Genomic DNA, 16,627 nt, shown 5'->3' on the forward strand with positions numbered 1-16,627 from the left:
CGTCATGCTCAACGGAATCGGCAACATGGCGTGGCTCGGTGCGGCGACGCTCTTCATCCTCAGTCTGCGCGGGCTGAGTCATCCCGCCAGTGCGCAGCGCGGCAACCTTTATGGCGTGACCGGCATGGTGATCGCCGTGCTCGCCACACTGCTCGTCACGGGCGGTGCGGGCCTGCAAATCGCGCTCATCGCCGCGCTGGTGGGCGGCGGGATGGGCGCGATGCTCGCGCGCCGCGTGGAGATGACGCAGATGCCGCAGCTCGTCGCGATGTTGCACAGCTTCGTGGGTCTTGCGGCCACGCTCATCGCCTTTGCGAACTTTCTCTCGCCCAAGGCGCCGATGAGCGGCGTCGAGCGCGCGATTCACGACACCGAGATCTATGTCGGGGCTTTCATCGGCACGGTCACGTTCAGCGGTTCGATCGTCGCGTTCCTGAAGCTGCAGGGCACGGTGAGCGGCAAGCCGTTCGTGCTGAGCGCGCGGCATCTGCTCAACGCGGTCGTGCTGGGCGCGTGCATCGCGCTCGGCTATCGCTTCGTCAGTGCTCCTGATGGCGGCGACGCGCTCTACGCGCTCATCGTGATGTGCGTGCTGGCGGCGGCGCTCGGCGTGCATCTCGTAATGGCGATCGGCGGCGCGGACATGCCCGTGGTGGTCTCGATGCTCAACAGCTATTCGGGCTGGGCCGCAGCGGCAACGGGCTTCATGCTCGACAACGATCTGCTCGTCACGACGGGCGCGCTGGTTGGATCGAGCGGCGCGATTCTCAGCTACATCATGTGCCGCGCGATGAATCGCAGCTTCGTTTCGGTAATCCTCGGCGGTTTCGGTACGGTGAGTTCCACGGCAAGCGAGGCGCCGCAAGGCGAAGTCGTGCCGACCAGCGTGGACGAAGTGGGGTCGCTGTTGCGCGATGCGCAGGAGGTCGTGATCGTGCCGGGCTATGGCATGGCCGTCGCGCAGGCGCAAGGCACCATCAGCGAGATCACGCGGCGGCTGCGCGCGCTCGGCATTCGCGTGCGTTTCGGCATTCACCCCGTTGCGGGGCGCTTGCCTGGCCACATGAACGTGCTGCTCGCGGAAGCGAAGGTGCCCTACGACATCGTGCTCGAAATGGACGAAATCAACGAAGACTTCACGAGCACCGACGTCGTGCTCGTGATCGGCGCGAACGATATCGTCAACCCGGGCGCGCAGGAAGATGCGGGTAGTCCCATCGCCGGCATGCCGGTGCTGGAGGTGTGGAAGGCGCGTACCGTGGTCGTCTCCAAGCGCAGCATGGCGACCGGCTATGCGGGCGTGGACAATCCGCTCTTCTATAAGGACAACACACGAATGCTGTTTGGCGATGCGAAGGGCAGCGTCGACGCGCTGCTGCGGCAACTCGAAGCCGCTTGACGTTTGAAGCAAGGCGCGGCGGGCACACGTCTGCCGCGCTCGCTGTAACGCGGGAAGTGGCGGACGCACCGGCGTCGAGGCGATGCGCAACCAGCCCGCGCGCAATCACAACAGATGGAGGCAGACAACGTGGCATATACCGATCGTATCGATGGCGGCTACACCGCCCGGCGGCACAACCGCTGGGTGCAGCTCGTCGCTGGCATTCTCTGTATGGGGCTCGTGGCGAACCTGCAGTACGCATGGACGCTCTTCGTCGTGCCGATGGATGCACGGCATCACTGGGGGCAGGCTGCGATTCAGCTCGCCTTTTCGATTTTCATCGTGACGGAAACGTGGCTCGTGCCGGTGGAGGGTTGGCTCGTAGACCGCTTCGGCCCGCGCCCCGTGGTCATGGGCGGCGCCTGTTGCGTGGCGCTCGGCTGGGTGCTCGACGCGTGGGCGCCCGCGCTGCCGGTGCTCTACGTCGCGGCAGTGATCTCGGGGATCGGCGCGGGGTGCGTGTATGGCACGTGCGTCGGCACTGCGCTCAAATGGTTTCCCGACCGGCGTGGTCTCGCCGCCGGCATGACGGCGGCAGGTTTTGGCGCGGGCGCGGCGCTCACGGTGATTCCGATCTCGAACATGATCCAGCAGTCGGGCTATGAGCGCGCGTTCGTGTTCTTCGGACTCCTGCAGGGTGCCTGCATCATGCTGCTCGCGCTGGTGATGGTGCGGCCGAAGCCTCCCGCTCACGCGGCGGGCATGAAGCGCATCGTCGCGACGAAGACCGACTACACGACGAGGCAAATGATTCGCGCGCCCGTCTTCTGGGTGATGTATGCGATGTTCGTCTGCGTGGCGGCGGGCGGCATCATCGCGACGGCGCAGATCGGCCCGATCGCGAAGAGCTACGGCTTCGCCTCGATGCCGGTCACGCTTGTCGCGGCGACGCTGCCGCTGCTCACCATGACGCTCTCGATCAACAATCTCTGCAACGGCTTTACGCGGCCGCTGTGCGGGTTGATTTCGGATCGCATCGGCCGCGAGAATACGATGTTCATCACGTTTCTCGGCGAGGGACTCGCGCTGCTGGGCTTGCGCGCGTTCGGCCACGACCCGTATCTCTTCATGTTGTTCTCGGGGCTCGTGTTCCTGTTCTACGGCGATATCTTTTCGAACTTTCCGGCGACCTGCGCCGATACGTTCGGAGCGAAGTACGCGGCCGGCAACGCGGGCACGCTCTATACCGCGAAGGGGACCGCGGCGATGCTCGTGCCGGTCGCTACGCTGCTGGCGATCCACGGCGGGTGGAACATGGTGTTCGACATGGTCGCCTGCGTGGCGATGATGGCGGGCGTGAGCGCAAAGGTGATCTTGCAGCCGATGCGCCGGCGCTGGATCTTTCAGTCGGGTGAGGAGTCGAGGATTGCCGATTCGGCTTTCGTCCGTTCGCCGCTGGGTTCGCGTGAGTGAGCGCGATTGAAGCGCGTCCAGAAGCGTTACGGGCGGGCGGTGCGGTCGTGATCGCGGCGAGCGATTGCGGGGCGCAACGCCCGCATCATCCGCGCGGCGCCCTGTATTCTTGCGCGCACGCGTGAGCGCCGTACGCGCCGCGTATCGATGCGAGCTTGCTCGCGACGCGGGTCCGCTTCGGCGGCGCGCTCGTTTTCCAACCCGAGATGGGCATAACGGCCCTCACTGGCGCTCTTGTCGAGCCAGTGTTCGGGCAGCCGGGTTGCGAGCAGCCAGGTCGCGGCGGCGCCAAAGCTGACGGCGACGATCGCTGCGACGACAACGAGTTCCATTCGGTCTTCCTCAATCGGCTTGTCATGGGTTTGCACGCACGCGCCGTGCCGTGTGGCAATGTATACCATGAAACATAACGGAGCGAGGCAGGCGGATACAGGCCGCAAAACGAAAAAGCCCGCAGATTTGCGGGCTTTTTCGATGAATCCTGTGTGCTGCTAACTTCTGCTTGATGAGACGTGGTGCCCAGGAGAGGACTCGAACCTCCACAGTGTTGCCACCGCCAGGACCTGAACCTGGTGCGTCTACCAATTCCGCCACCTGGGCACGTCTTCAAGCTAGAAAAAGATTGTGACGCGATTTCGCGTGCCTGTCAATAAATCTTTTCAAAAAATCTTCATCCCGGGAACGCGGCTGCTGCGTTTTACGCGATAGCAGGGCAGTTGTACTCGCTGCTGCCGCCGGAAATGAAAAAGGCCGGCATGAAGCCGGCCTTTTGAATCTGGTGCCCAAGAGAGGACTCGAACCTCCACAGTGTTGCCACCGCCAGGACCTGAACCTGGTGCGTCTACCAATTCCGCCACCTGGGCAAGGTGTCGTTTGCTGTTCAACGTGTTGTGCAGCAAAGACCAAAATTATAGCGGGATCGGAACGGCTGTCAAGCGTTTTATGGAAGGCGATAAAGCGCGGCTGCCCAGGCGTTGCAGACCGCGTGGAGTGGCCGTCTCGTCGCGCCGCAAGGCCGCTCCCACGGCTCGTAGGGTGCGATGCGGGTGTTAGAATGCCTCGCAGAAGTTCCGCCGGCCAAAGTCCGTGATTCTGGTGCTGCGTGCAGCGTGGCGCACGCAGCGCGAGCGGTCAGGCAATCCACGTACGGGCCGGCAGATTGCAGCACTCGAAGACCGGGCGCCGCCCGCATGTATCACACATTCGGGCCGCGCGAAATCCGACGTCCACGCAACGAGAACAACCATCGATAAGCCCTTGAGCAAATATCCGTATCCGATTCCCAGCCGCGAAGAGATTCTCGGCGTGCTGCGGACCAGCGACTCGCCGTGCACTGCGAACGATATCGCCGAGGCGCTCTCCATCAAGCGCCAGGAGCGTGAAGGGTTCTTCAGGCGGCTCGCCGCCATGGAGCGCGACGGGCAGATCCGGCTCGACTCGCGCGGCCACTACCAGCTCGCCCATCCTTCGAATTTCGTCGCCGGTCGCGTGCAGGGGCATCGCGACGGCTACGGCTTCCTCGTGCGCGACGACGGGCAGGACGATCTGTTCCTGCCGCAAGGCGAAATGCAGAAGGTCATGCACAACGACCGCGTGCTCGCGCGCATCGTCGGCTATGACCGGCGCGGGCGGCCGGAAGGGCATATCGTCGAAGTCACCGACCGTGCGAACCGCAGTGTCATCGGGCGCCTGCTCAACGAGAACGGCGCGCTGATCGTCGCGCCGGAAGACAAGCGCATCGGCCACGATATCCTCGTCACGCAGAATCCCAAGAAGGCCAAGGTCGGCCAGGTCGTTGTCGTCGAGCTCACCGATTTCCCCAGTCGCCACTCGCAGCCGCTCGGCCGCGTGATGGAAGTGCTTGGCGACATCGACGATCCGGGCATGGAGATCGAGATCGCCGTGCGCAAGTACGGCGTGCCGCACGAGTTCAGCAAGAGCGCGCTCGACGAAGCCGCGAAGCTGCCCGACGCCGTGCGTCCCACCGACATTCGTTATCGCGTGGACTTGCGCGACGTGCCGCTCGTCACCATCGACGGCGAAGATGCGCGCGACTTCGACGACGCCGTGTATTGCGAGCCGATGCAGGTGGGCAAGGGCGAGGGCTTCCGCCTGATCGTCGCCATCGCCGATGTCTCGCATTACGTGCTGCCGGGCGGCGGTCTCGATGTGGACGCGATCGAGCGCAGCACGTCGGTGTATTTCCCGCGCCGCGTGATTCCGATGCTGCCCGAGAAGCTCTCGAACGGGCTCTGTTCGCTCAATCCGCACGTCGACCGCTGTGTGCTCGTGTGCGACATGGTGATCACCGCGCGCGGCGAGATCAAGGCCTACCAGTTCTATCCGGGCGTCATGCACTCGGCGGCGCGGCTCACGTATACCGAAGTCGCGGCGGTGCTGACCAACACCAAGGGCCCCGAGGCCACGCGCCGCGCGGCGCTGCTGCCGCAACTGCAGAATCTCTATGGCGTGTACAAGTCGCTCTTCGCCGCGCGCCAGAAGCGCGGCGCGATCGATTTCGATACGACCGAGACGTACATCGTCTGCAATGCGCAAGGCAAGATCGAGCAGATCGTGCCGCGCCAGCGCAACGATGCGCACAAGCTGATCGAAGAGTGCATGCTCGCGGCCAACGTGTGCGCGGCGGACTTCATGAAGCGCCACAAGCACCCGGGCCTGTACCGCGTGCACGCGGGGCCGACCGCCGAAAAGCTCGAAAACCTGCGCACCTTCCTGCGTGGCATGGGCCTTTCGCTCGGCGGCGGCGACACGCCGCACGCGAGCGACTACGCCGCGCTGATGGCGCACATCCGCGACCGCCCCGACGCGCAGATGCTGCAGACCATGCTGCTGCGCTCGATGCAGCAGGCCGTGTACAGCCCGGACAATATCGGTCACTTCGGTCTTGCGTACGAGGCTTACGCGCACTTCACGAGCCCGATTCGCCGCTATCCCGACCTGCTCACGCACCGCGCGATCTACGCGATCCTGCAGGGCAAGAAGTACCAGCCGCAGGCGCCCGAGGGCGTCGAGCTCAATACCGCGCTCTCGCCGCGCGCCCGCGCGCTGCAGGCCGAGGACGAGGAGAAGCGCGGCAAGCGCGCCCGCGGCGCCAACACGGCGATCTGGGAAGAACTGGGCCTGCACTGCTCGGCGAACGAGCGCCGCGCCGACGAAGCCTCGCGCGACGTCGAAGCCTGGCTCAAGTGCTACTTCATGCGCGACAAGCTCGGCGAAGAGTACGGCGGGATGGTGAGCGGCGTGACGTCGTTCGGCATTTTCGTGCAGCTCGACGCGCTCTTCATCGAAGGTCTGGTGCACGTGACGGAACTGGGCTCGGACTACTTCCAGTACGACGAGATCAAGAACGAACTGCGTGGCGAGCGCACGGGCATTCGCTATCGTCTGTCGGATCGCGTGCGCGTGCAGGTGAGCCGCGTGGATCTCGACGCACGCAAGATCGACTTCCGCCTCGTGCGCGATACGCCCGTGAAGCCGGGCGGCAACCGGCCGATGCCGGTCGACAAGAGCACCATGGAAGGTGGACCGCGTGTGCGCGCGCTGCCGGGCGGCGACATGGCGCGCCAGAAGAAGGCTGCGCCGGCGCCGAGCGTCGCGGTGAAGGAGGCGCGCGCGGCCCGCGGCGCCGCCAAGACCGCGAAGAAGCGCTCGGCCGTGAAGCCGGCGCCCAAGAAGCAGGCGCCGCGCAAGAAGCGCTGAGCGCCATGCATGCGGAGCGTCAAACGCGCTCCGCAGCCAGTACCTATCCGGGCCGCGCCGCCGTGCGCGTGCCCGGTTTTTTCACTTGCTTGCCGCGCCGGGTTTTGCCGCATGGGCGCGCGGCTTGCATACGCCGGACCGCACGATGCGTGCCGGCTGACTATCGTTGCTGGCGGCGCTGTGTCTGCGCCGCGAAACGTTCATCAGGGGTTGTCTCAGTCATGTCACGTCTCAAGGTTCTTTACGGGTTTCATGCGGTGACCGCACGCTTGCGGCACGACGCGTCCACGGTCGAGGATGTCTACTACGATCCGACGCGCCGCGACCGCCGCATGCAGGACTTCCTGCACACCGCGAAGGAAGCCGGCGCGCGCGTGATCGCAGCCGACGAAACGCGTCTCTGGGGTCTCGCGCACACGGAGCGCCACCAGGGCGTGGTGGCCCGCGTGCACGATCTGGCGCTCGCGCAGAATCTCGCGGAGCTGCTCGACGGCATCCAGGGCTCGCCGCTCTTGCTCGTGCTCGACGGCGTGACCGATCCGCACAATCTCGGCGCGTGCCTGCGTGTAGCCGACGCGGCCGGCGCGCACGCGGTGATCGCCCCGCGCGACCGCGCCGTCGGTCTGAACGCCACGGCCGCGAAGGTGGCGAGCGGCGCGGCGGACACCGTGCCCTATATCACCGTGACGAACCTCGCGCGTGCGCTGCGCGAGCTCAAGGACGCGGGCGTGTGGGTGGTCGGCACCGCCGACGACGCGAGCGCGAGCCTCTACCAGACGAAGCTCGACGGTCCGGTCGCGCTCGTGCTGGGCGCCGAAGGCGAGGGCATGCGCCGCCTCACGCGCGAAACCTGCGACGAAGTCATGCAGATTCCGATGGCGGGCACGGTCGAGAGCCTGAATGTTTCCGTCGCTTCGGGCGTCTGCCTGTTCGAAGCGGTGCGCCAACGCTCGGCCGCGCGCTGACCGCCGGCAGGATCAGCCGTTTCGCGATCCTGCGAGATGCGGGCAGCCCGTGCCCGCATCTCCGGTAAACTATGCGGATTCCGCGTTTTTCTCCTCCTCGGGCTGTACTCCCATGACTCAAGACGAACTCAAGCAACTGGTCGGCCAGGCCGCCGCCGACTATGTCAACGCGAACGTGCCGGAAGGCGTCGTAATCGGCGTCGGCACGGGCTCCACTGCGAACTGCTTCATCGACGCGCTGGCGGCGAGCAAGGGCCGCTACCGCGGCGCCGTGTCGAGCTCGGTCGCGACCACCGCGCGCCTCGAAGCACACGGCTTCAAGATTTTCGACCTCAACGAGATCGAATCGCTGCCCGTATACGTGGACGGCGCCGATGAAATCGACGGCGCCGGCGCCATGATCAAGGGCGGCGGCGGCGCGCTCACGCGCGAGAAGATCGTGGCTTCGGTGTCGGACGTGTTCGTCTGCATCGCCGATGCGAGCAAGCGCGTCGACGTGCTCGGCCAGTTCCCGCTGCCCATCGAAGTCGTGCCGATGGCGCGCACGGCCATTGGCCGCCGCGTGACGGCGCTCGGCGGCGTGCCGGTGCTGCGCGTGCAAAAGGACGGCTCGCCCTTTATCACCGACAATGGCAACGAGATTCTCGACGTGAAGGGCCTGCGCATCAGCGACCCGCGCACGCTCGAGGCGCATGTCAACGCATGGCCGGGCGTGGTGACGGTGGGGCTGTTCGCCGCACGCGGCGCGGACTTCTGCCTGCTCGGCGGCGAATCCGGCGTCGAGCGCATTGATTACCGCAAGGCCTGAGCGGCCTCGCGCGAGCGGCGCGTGCAACAGGCTTGCGCCTGATTGCCTGTGCGCTGCCGCTCTTTATCCGGCAGGCCTGCGTGGCCTGCCGAACCGAACGTCGCGATTAATCATTAAAAGAACGCGATTTTCCGGATCTGGTTGTCCGCGCATCTATCTGAGACTTCAATTTGCCCTTCAATGATTTTTGAAAGGGAATCTCCGAATTCAAGGCGTTCGCAATTCGCTACGTTGAGAGCCGCACACAAAAATGCGAATGACGTAGCAATAATCTGACTGTCTGAGATATAAATTCACCGTCCGGCGGCGTTATGCAAAAAGTTCGCTAAAAGAGACGTCGAAGCGACCGGACAGGGGAAGGGCGGCGCGCGAAAATGCGCGGCGGCCCATGGGTTTCGGTCAGGCGGTGCGTGAAAGTTGCTGGCGTACGCTGCGTGGCGCACGGGGAAATAATGACAACAGCGGGTGTTGAGCGATTTGTGTCGGACTACTATTCAATGCGGGTCCGAAAAAAAGGCACAGGGTTTTACGGGGTATTCCTTTTTGCTCTCTGGATTTTCAATTCTGCATGATCGCCTGATTTGCGCGAATGCGTAAAGCTTGGTGGCGTTCTGCGCGCGAATCTAATCTGGTAACTCCATTAAACGGTCTTCCTATATCGGGCTGGTCCGCGGGGATATTTGCGCGTAGTAGATGCAGTGATTTTATCGGCATTGCAATTGAAGTCGTGTTAAATGCGCCCGCACTATCAGGGGAGTGTGCGCGCATTCATCCAACGTTCCCCTGTCTTATCAGGAAGACCACAATCATGAAGAAGATTCAGGCCATTTCGCTCGCCGCCATGCTCTCTTTCGCTTCGGCTGCCGCATTCGCAGGCGGTGCCGGCGGTATGGGCGCGCCGTCGTCCTCCACCACGTCGGCGGTGGGCGCAGCGGGCGTCGGCTTTGGCGCTACGGCACTCACGTCGAACTCGACCTCGTCGGTCAACGGCAGCTTCACGTCGGCGCTGACGGTGCCGGGCCATATCGACGCTACGGTGTCGCAAGGCAACCAGTCGTTCTCGAACGCGAGCCTCACGTTCGGTTCGAGCTACACGACGCAAAACGGCAACTCGCAGACTTACGGCCAGACGGCTAACGGCAACGTCGGCCAGACCGGCACGACGACCACGAACCAGAATTCGTCGACGCTCGGCTTCACGAGCGCCACGCAGTCGGGTTCGCAGAACTTCAATTCGTCGGTGATCAACACGTCGTTCAACGGTTCGAGCGGCAGCTACGGCGGCTCGGGCTTCACGTCGAACGCGAGCGCGAACGGCACCGGCACGGCCAATGCCGATGGCGGCGTCGGCATCGTCGCAGCGGGCGGTTCGGGTTCGCTCACGGGCGGCATGCACTGGTAATCCGAACGGGTCAGCCGTTCACTAGCGCGTCGGAGAGGGGGCGCTGCCCCCTTTCCGTTCACGGAGAGAAGAATGAGCAAGCTGAAACAAAAAATGGCCGTTGCCGGGGTGTTGCTGTTTGCAGGCGCCGCGTGGGCGCAAACCACGCCGACGATGACGTCGGGGACCACGTCCACGTCGAGCCAGACGAGCACCGTCTCCAATACCGTCGTATTGCCGAGCGGCGGTACGTCGGACGTCACGTATCACGGCGGCTACGATGTGCGCACGACGCCGACGGTCTATGCGCCGGCCTTGACGGCCTCGGTGACCGAGACCTGCTGGGGCAGCATTTCCGCCGCGGTGTCGGTGGTGGGCGTGGGCGCGACGGCGGCGGGCACCATCAAGGACATGGACTGCAACAAGCGCTTGAATGCGGCTGTGGCATGGCGCATGGACCGCAAGGACATTGCGTTCAACATCATGTGTCAGGAAGAGGACTTCCGCGAGGCTGCCGCGTTGACCGATCATCCTTGCGGCGACAATCGCAAGGTCGCGAAGAACGACGGCGCACCCGTGGAGTTGCGCAGTGCCGACACGAGCCCGGACTCGAAGCTTCAGGAGCCGACCGACCCGTTCGTGCGCGAACGCGAGCATTTGCCCGCCTTGCCGCTTGCACAGGCGGTCGTGCCTTCGGCTCATTGAATCGCGCAAGGCTGAAGAGGAGAGGGCGCGCTCCTGTTCTCTTCAGCTGGCACCGCAAGATACGATCGATTCGGAATCCTGTGCAATCCCTTCCGTGCCTGACGAGACGCGAGTGAACTCGCGGCGCGCAACGAAAACGCGCGCGCGATTACGCGTTCACTCGACCGTTTCCGCCTGGTGCAGGCGCGGCAGCAGCCGGTCGAATTCGCGGCGCACGAGCCCGTAGCACTCGCAGGCGCGGGCTTCGAGGCCCTCGCGATCGAGCACGCGGATATGGCCGCGGCTGTGATGGATCAGGCCTTCGTCGTGCAGCTTGCCGGCCGCTTCGGTAACGCCTTCGCGGCGCACGCCGAGCATGTCGGCGATGAGCTGCTGCGTGACGCTGAGATCGTTGGACGCCACGCGGTCCACTTCGATCAGCAGCCAGCGGCACAGCTGCTTGCTGAGCGAGTGGTGACGATTGCACGCAGCGGTCTGTGCGACCTGCGTGAGCAGCGCGTGCATATAGAGCAGCATGAGGCGGCGCAGGAAGTCCGAGCGCGCGAATTGCTGCTTGAGGGCTTGCGCGCTCATGCGATAGGCGAAGCCCGCGCATTGCACCTGCACGCGGTTCGGCATCGTTTCGCCGCCCGTGAGCACGGGCACGCCCGTCATGCCTTCGCGGCCGACTGCCGCGATTTCGACCGAACTGCCGTCCTCCATCGTCGAAAGCAGCGAGACGATCGCGGTAGTCGGAAAGTACACGTGATGAATGCGCTGGCCGGAATCGCAGATCAACTGTTCGGTGCGCAGATGAACGAGTTCGAGGTGCGGGGCGAGAGCCTGCCATTCGTGCGACGGGAGGGCGCCCAGCAAATGGTTGCCGTGAAGATCGGATTGAAGGGTTAACATGACTGGTCCTCGTGCGAAGCGGCGCGAGCCGCCTCCTGTTTTTTGATTCCGTGCGCCGAACTCGTTGTTGTCTGCCGTTTCCCGTGCGGCTCTTGTGTTCGTCGTGCCGGCCCCATAGTCCCGCTTGTTCGTGCCTCGTCCCACTCTCGCGTTTGTCTGCGCGGTTTCGTTCGTCCGCATCTGCGCTCGTGTGGCGATCTCTCTTTAGCAGGGTGTGTGCCAGTTGGTGCGAAAGCACGCATTGAAGCGGCTGAGCGCGAGTCGGCCATGCGGCAGCGCGGCGAAACACCGCATTTTTGTTTCAGTTTTGTACGGCGAATTTGCGGACCACCGCCCTGCGCATCGCCTCGGTGGAAGTCGCAAGCCGGTGATTTCATTGAATTATTTCCCCTGTCGAGCGGGGGATTCAGAAATGGCTCCTCGTTGAAACATGGCTCCGGGGCGATTCGGGCAGCGACCAGAAAACAAGCGGTTTTGATTCAGTTCTGTTGCAACGCAAACGAAGCCGCCGAAAAAAAGTTCGGCGCTGAAACGTCGCGTGCGAGTGGCTTTACGGCGCGCCCGCCGTTGCGCATGCGATCAGTGTGGGTATGCGTACAGATTGGCATGCCGAGGTTTGCTCCAATGAGGTCCGTAAAAAGCCTCGAGGCGTTGCGAGGCTTTAGAGGTCCGGGAGGCGCGTGACGCTTCGCACGAGCCCGCCGGCAGGCAGGCGCGGCGTTCGTCGACGTGACCCGACGTATTTCAACGGGGAGCTCACTGCATGAATCAGCTTGTGACGCCTGCCGGTTTGATCGCGGCAGCCAATGAACCCGAAGTCGCGCTCATCGTTCAGCCCGTGGTGCTGGCCGGGGGCTCGGGCACGCGGCTTTGGCCGCTCTCGCGCGAGCACTGCCCGAAACAGCTGATTGACCTGCTCGACGGCGAGTCGCTGCTCGAAGCCACGGTCCGGCGGCTCGACGGGGTGTATGCCGAGGCGGGCGCGGCGATCCGCAAGGCCGCGCCTGTCGTCGTGAGCAGCGAGGAGCTGCGGCTCATGACCGTCGACCGGCTCGGCCGCAGCGGCACGCCCGCTCGCGTCGTGCTCGAACCGGTCGCGCGCAACACGGCGCCGGCGCTCACTGTGGCGGCGCTGGCGGCGCGCGCCGGGCACGAGGCGACGCTCGGTCGCGATGGCGCGCTTGCCGGATGCGACAGCGACCCGGTGCTCATCGCCATGCCGGCGGACCACCTGATCGCGGATCGCGCCGCGTTTGCCGCCGCGCTCGAGGAAGCAGTGGGGTATGCGGCGCGCGGCGCGATCGTCACGCTGGGCGTGCCGCCGCAGCGCGCGGAGACCGGCTACGGGTACATCGGCGCGGGCGCGGCGCTCGGCGCGAGCGGCGCACGCGTGATCGAGCGCTTCGTGGAAAAGCCGGGCGCCGAACTCGCGGCGACTTACGTGGCCTCCGGCGATTACCTCTGGAATAGCGGCATTTTCGTGGTGCGCGCATCGGTGTGGCTTGCCGCGATCGCGCACTGCCGGCCGGCTATCGCGGCGCAATGCGCGGCGGCGTTCGAGGCGGCCGCCATCGACGCCGACGGCACCGTGCATCTCGACGCCGCAGCGCTCGCCGCGTGCCCGTCCGATTCCATCGACTACGCGGTGATGGAGTCGCTCGGCGCCGACGCACGGCTCGCGGGCGTGGTCGTGCCGCTCGTGGCCGGCTGGTCCGACGTGGGCGCGTGGGATGCGGTGTGGCAGGTGTCGAACAAGGACGAGAGCGGCAACGTGGCCCGCGGGCGCGTGATGTTCGAAGACGTGACCGACACGTTCGCACATTCGGACGGACGGCTCGTGGCCTGCGTGGGTGTCCACGGCGTGGTGGTGGTCGAAACGGCCGACGCGGTCCTCGTCGCGGCGAGAGATCGCGTGCAGGACGTCAAGGCGATCGTGGGCAAGCTCAGGCAGGAGCGCAGCGCGGTCGCGCAGCATCACCGGCGCGTGGAGCGGCCGTGGGGCTGCTACGACTCGCTCGATCAGGGCGAACGCTTCCAGGTCAAGCGCATCGTCGTGAAGCCGGGCGGGCGGCTGTCGCTGCAGATGCATCATCACCGCGCGGAGCACTGGACCGTGGTGCGTGGCACGGCGCGCGTCACGCGCGGCGAGGAGGTTTTCCTGCTTTCGGAAAACGAATCGACCTATATCCCGCTGGGAGTGAGGCACCGGCTGGAGAATCCGGGCAAGACGCCGCTCGAGATCATCGAGGTGCAGTCAGGCGGTTATCTGGGCGAAGACGACATCGTGCGCTTCGACGATGAGTACGGCCGGATACAACGGTGAACAAGTACAACATTGAAAAGCACGATGTTGGGCCGCGCGCGAAAAAGCGTGCGCAGAAGAAACATGCACGCCGGCATCCCTGCATATGCACAGCCAGGGACTGCCGATCGATTTGAAGCCAGTTGAAAGCGTGCCGATTGAAGTAAGCGGGCGATCCATACGATCGCCTTACAAAAACAGCAGCGCAAGGGCCGACGTAACACGCGTAAATACGAACAAGATGCATGCCGCAAGCATCATGTCAGGAGATATCCTGGCTGGCGAATTATGCGAAGCGCATGCAACGTAATACCTAAGTTCGACGACGCACGAGGGCCCGCGCAGTATCCGGCAAACAGGGGCGATAACGCCCACATCGGGGGGGGTAGGGTCATGGAACTGGGGAACAAGGAACGCTCGCTCGTCAGCAAGGTGATGGACGGGCTGATTTCAGGCATCGTCGAGGAGCGGTATGGCGCCGTGCTGCCACCGCAGGACATCCTCTCGAAGGAGTTCGACGTGAGCCGCACGGTGATGCGCGAGGCGCTCTCCATGCTGCTCGCGCGTCATATGCTCGACGTGCGGCCGAAAATAGGCACGCGCATCCGGCCCATGCGCGACTGGCGCATGATCGACGAGGACGTCGTGAACTGGCGTTTCCGCTCGAAACCGGACAAGACGTTTTTGCGCGACGTAATCGAATTTCGCGGCCTGATCGAACCGGCGGCGTGCGCGCTCGCGGCCACACGCGCGAGCGCGGCGGACATTGCCGGCATTCGCGAGGCGTTCGAGGCGCTGCGCCAGACGAGCACCGACGATCCGAATTTCCAGACCGCCGACGCGCTTCTGCACACGCGCATCCTCGCGGCGAGCGGGAATCAGTTTTATCAGCAGATGGCCGCGATCATTCGTGGCGCGCTCTCGCTGGTGAATCCGATTCTCAGCACGCGTGACGGCGGCTGGAACAACGTCGTGGCGGCCCATGGGCGCATCGTCGAAGCGATCGAGCGGCGTGCGCCGAAAGAAGCCGAAGCGGCCGCGCTCGCGATGATCGAATACACCGCCGACGAACTCACTCGCGCGCTCGCGCCGGAGTTGGAGCAGCGCTAAGGCCGTTCGCGGCGTCGCTTCGCTCGCATCGATCCAGGCGCTGAGCGTGGATCGATGCGAGCGCATTGCGGCGCGCCGCGTGTGCCGGTATCGTGCGTGTCTTTGGGTGCGCCGCGCGTGACGTACATGACGTACGTCGTGCGGCCGCCCTCGACTTCACAGCCGGAGCACGCAGCACATGAGCGAAACACAAACGATACGGTGGGGCATCGTCGGCGCGGGCCGCATTGCGCATCGCTTCGCGCAGGGCGTCGCGCACGTGCCGCATGCGCGCGTCGAAGCGGTCTGGTCGCGGCGCGCGGCCACTGCGCAGGCGTTTGCCGCGACCTGCGGCGCGCAGGCGTGCGAGAGCGTGGATGCCCTCTTCGCGAGCGGCATCGACGCCGTGTATATCGCCACGATGCAGGACAGTCACGCCCAGTACGCCATTGCCGCGCTCGAAGCCGGCCTGCCCGTGCTGTGCGAAAAGCCCGCCACGGTCAACGGCGCGCAGCTCGAACGCGTGCTCGACGCGGCGCGCCGCGCGCAGCGCCTCTTCATGGAGGCGATGAAGCCGCCGTTTTATCCCCTCTATCGAAAGTTGCGCGCGCAACTGGACGATGACCCCATCGGGCCGGTCGGGCTCGTGCGCGCGGGCTGTTCGGTGGCCAGCGTGCCTGCTGACCATCCATCGCTTTCGTTCGAGCAAGCGGGCGGTGCGCTGCTCGACATCGGCGTGTACGAAATGTTTCTTGCCGTCGACTGGCTCGGCGCGCCGCGCGAGGTGCAGACCGTCGGGCGCCTCGGCTCGACTGGCGTGGATACCTTCGCGAGTCTCAATTGCCAGCATGAGCGCGGTATTGCGCAATTATTCTGCGGGCTCGATCTGCACGGTTATGGCGACGCACTGCTGGCGGGGCCGCACGGCAACGTGACGATACACGCGAACTGGTGGAATCCGGTTCGCGCAACGGTGCGCTATGTGGATGGCCGCGTCGTCGAACTCGACGAGCCGTTCGAGGGTGGCGGCCTCAACTACGAAACGGCGCACTTCTGCGAGCTGCTGCGCGCGGGTGCGCTCGAAAGCCCGGTGATGACGCACGATACCTCGCGCCGCATGCTCGCCATGGCCGACGCGGCGCGAGCGGCGCTCGGACTGCGTTTTCCGTGCGAATGACACGCTAAACAGCGGCCCGTAAGCGAAACGGCCCGCATGTGCGGGCCGTGTCTGTAAACGCATGTGCTATCAGTGGCGCGCAGGCAGCGCGAGGCGCCTTTCGTACCAGTGCTGCACCCATTCGAGCACCTGGCAAAGCACCCAGTACACGGCGGCGGCCGCGAGATAGAGCGGCAGCGGCTGATACGTCGAAGCGATGATTTCCTGCGCGCTGCGCAGCAGCTCTGTCACGGTGATGACCGAAACGAGCGAGGTGTCCTTGATGAGGCTGATGAGGCTGTTCGAGAGACTCGGCACGGCGATGCGCAACGCCTGCGGCGCGATCACGTAGCGCAGCGTCTGCGTGCGCGAGAGGCCTAGGCTATAGGCCGCGAGCCACTGTCCGCTATGAATGCCGAGAATCGCGCCACGCATGCTCTCCGAGAGATACGCCGCCACGTTCGCAGAGAGCGCGATCACGCCTGCGGGCGTCGGGTCGAGCGAGATGCCGACGCTCGGCAATCCGTAATAAATGACGAAGATCTGCACGAGCAGCGGCGTGCCGCGCATCAGGCTCACATACACGCGCGCGATGAACACGAGCGTGCGGTTCGAGCTGATGCCCATGAGCGCGAGCACGGCACCGCCGATGAGCCCGAAGATCATCGAAAGCACGGCGAACTTGACCGTCAGCACCGCGCCCTGTGCGAGCACCGGCAGCGACTGGATGATGAGCGTATAGATGGGCATGGGCGT

General features: G+C 64.8%; 13 protein-coding genes and 2 tRNA genes. 10 read left to right on the forward strand and 5 right to left on the reverse strand.

What is annotated here, in order from left to right:
- Nucleotides 1-4 precede the first annotated feature (4 nt).
- Nucleotides 5-1,399 (forward strand): NAD(P)(+) transhydrogenase (Re/Si-specific) subunit beta, encoded by a 1,395-nt coding sequence (locus AB4Y36_RS21355; protein ID WP_368684017.1) that lies wholly within the window; start codon nucleotides 5-7, stop codon nucleotides 1,397-1,399.
- 129 nt (nucleotides 1,400-1,528) lie between these two features.
- Complete coding sequence (oxlT, locus tag AB4Y36_RS21360; RefSeq protein WP_368684018.1) at nucleotides 1,529-2,854, forward strand: oxalate/formate MFS antiporter; 1,326 nt, start codon at nucleotides 1,529-1,531, stop codon at nucleotides 2,852-2,854.
- Nucleotides 2,855-2,880: 26 nt separating this feature from the next.
- Here oxlT and AB4Y36_RS21365 read toward each other — a convergent pair whose 3' ends face one another.
- The 3 genes from AB4Y36_RS21365 to AB4Y36_RS21375 form a co-directional block, all read right to left on the reverse strand.
- Nucleotides 2,881-3,186 (reverse strand): hypothetical protein, encoded by a 306-nt coding sequence (locus AB4Y36_RS21365; RefSeq protein ID WP_069267846.1) that lies wholly within the window; start codon nucleotides 3,184-3,186, stop codon nucleotides 2,881-2,883.
- Between the two features lie 181 nt (nucleotides 3,187-3,367).
- A tRNA-Leu gene (locus AB4Y36_RS21370) sits at nucleotides 3,368-3,454 on the reverse strand.
- Nucleotides 3,455-3,630: 176 nt separating this feature from the next.
- Nucleotides 3,631-3,717 (reverse strand) — tRNA-Leu (locus AB4Y36_RS21375).
- A gap of 394 nt (nucleotides 3,718-4,111) precedes the next feature.
- Here AB4Y36_RS21375 and rnr point away from each other — a divergent pair.
- From rnr to AB4Y36_RS21400, 5 genes are all read left to right on the forward strand, one after another.
- A complete protein-coding gene (gene rnr / locus AB4Y36_RS21380; protein WP_069267581.1) occupies nucleotides 4,112-6,574 on the forward strand; it encodes a ribonuclease R in 2,463 nt (820 codons plus the stop codon).
- A gap of 221 nt (nucleotides 6,575-6,795) precedes the next feature.
- Complete coding sequence (gene rlmB, locus AB4Y36_RS21385) at nucleotides 6,796-7,539, forward strand: 23S rRNA (guanosine(2251)-2'-O)-methyltransferase RlmB (protein WP_069267580.1); 744 nt, start codon at nucleotides 6,796-6,798, stop codon at nucleotides 7,537-7,539.
- Nucleotides 7,540-7,651: 112 nt separating this feature from the next.
- Nucleotides 7,652-8,347: a ribose-5-phosphate isomerase RpiA gene (gene rpiA, locus AB4Y36_RS21390; RefSeq protein ID WP_069267579.1), complete on the forward strand. Its 696-nt coding sequence runs from the start codon at nucleotides 7,652-7,654 to the stop codon at nucleotides 8,345-8,347.
- An 808-nt stretch (nucleotides 8,348-9,155) separates the two neighbouring features.
- Nucleotides 9,156-9,749 (forward strand): hypothetical protein, encoded by a 594-nt coding sequence (locus AB4Y36_RS21395; protein ID WP_069267578.1) that lies wholly within the window; start codon nucleotides 9,156-9,158, stop codon nucleotides 9,747-9,749.
- A 72-nt stretch (nucleotides 9,750-9,821) separates the two neighbouring features.
- A complete protein-coding gene (locus AB4Y36_RS21400) occupies nucleotides 9,822-10,433 on the forward strand; it encodes a hypothetical protein (protein ID WP_368684019.1) in 612 nt (203 codons plus the stop codon).
- A gap of 156 nt (nucleotides 10,434-10,589) precedes the next feature.
- Here the strand turns inward: AB4Y36_RS21400 and AB4Y36_RS21405 are convergent, their stop codons facing one another.
- Nucleotides 10,590-11,324: a Crp/Fnr family transcriptional regulator gene (locus AB4Y36_RS21405; protein ID WP_069267576.1), complete on the reverse strand. Its 735-nt coding sequence runs from the start codon at nucleotides 11,322-11,324 to the stop codon at nucleotides 10,590-10,592.
- 763 nt (nucleotides 11,325-12,087) lie between these two features.
- Here AB4Y36_RS21405 and AB4Y36_RS21410 point away from each other — a divergent pair.
- The 3 genes from AB4Y36_RS21410 (at nucleotide 12,088) to AB4Y36_RS21420 (ending at nucleotide 15,892) form a co-directional block, all read left to right on the forward strand.
- Nucleotides 12,088-13,647 carry a mannose-1-phosphate guanylyltransferase/mannose-6-phosphate isomerase gene (locus tag AB4Y36_RS21410; RefSeq protein ID WP_368616173.1) on the forward strand — a complete coding sequence of 520 codons (1,560 nt, stop codon included), beginning with the start codon at nucleotides 12,088-12,090 and terminating at the stop codon, nucleotides 13,645-13,647.
- Between the two features lie 372 nt (nucleotides 13,648-14,019).
- Complete coding sequence (locus tag AB4Y36_RS21415; RefSeq protein ID WP_069267574.1) at nucleotides 14,020-14,736, forward strand: FadR/GntR family transcriptional regulator; 717 nt, start codon at nucleotides 14,020-14,022, stop codon at nucleotides 14,734-14,736.
- Between the two features lie 178 nt (nucleotides 14,737-14,914).
- The gene (locus tag AB4Y36_RS21420) at nucleotides 14,915-15,892 is read left to right on the forward strand and encodes a Gfo/Idh/MocA family oxidoreductase (protein ID WP_342945628.1); all 978 of its coding nucleotides are present in this window, start codon (nucleotides 14,915-14,917) and stop codon (nucleotides 15,890-15,892) included.
- 69 nt (nucleotides 15,893-15,961) lie between these two features.
- Here AB4Y36_RS21420 and AB4Y36_RS21425 read toward each other — a convergent pair whose 3' ends face one another.
- Nucleotides 15,962-16,621 carry an amino acid ABC transporter permease gene (locus AB4Y36_RS21425; RefSeq protein WP_028204859.1) on the reverse strand — a complete coding sequence of 220 codons (660 nt, stop codon included), beginning with the start codon at nucleotides 16,619-16,621 and terminating at the stop codon, nucleotides 15,962-15,964.
- Between the last annotated feature and the right edge of the window lie 6 nt (nucleotides 16,622-16,627).

Origin of the sequence: Paraburkholderia sp. BR10936, from assembly GCF_040965735.1 — a bacterium.
Lineage (GTDB): Bacteria > Pseudomonadota > Gammaproteobacteria > Burkholderiales > Burkholderiaceae > Paraburkholderia > Paraburkholderia nodosa_A.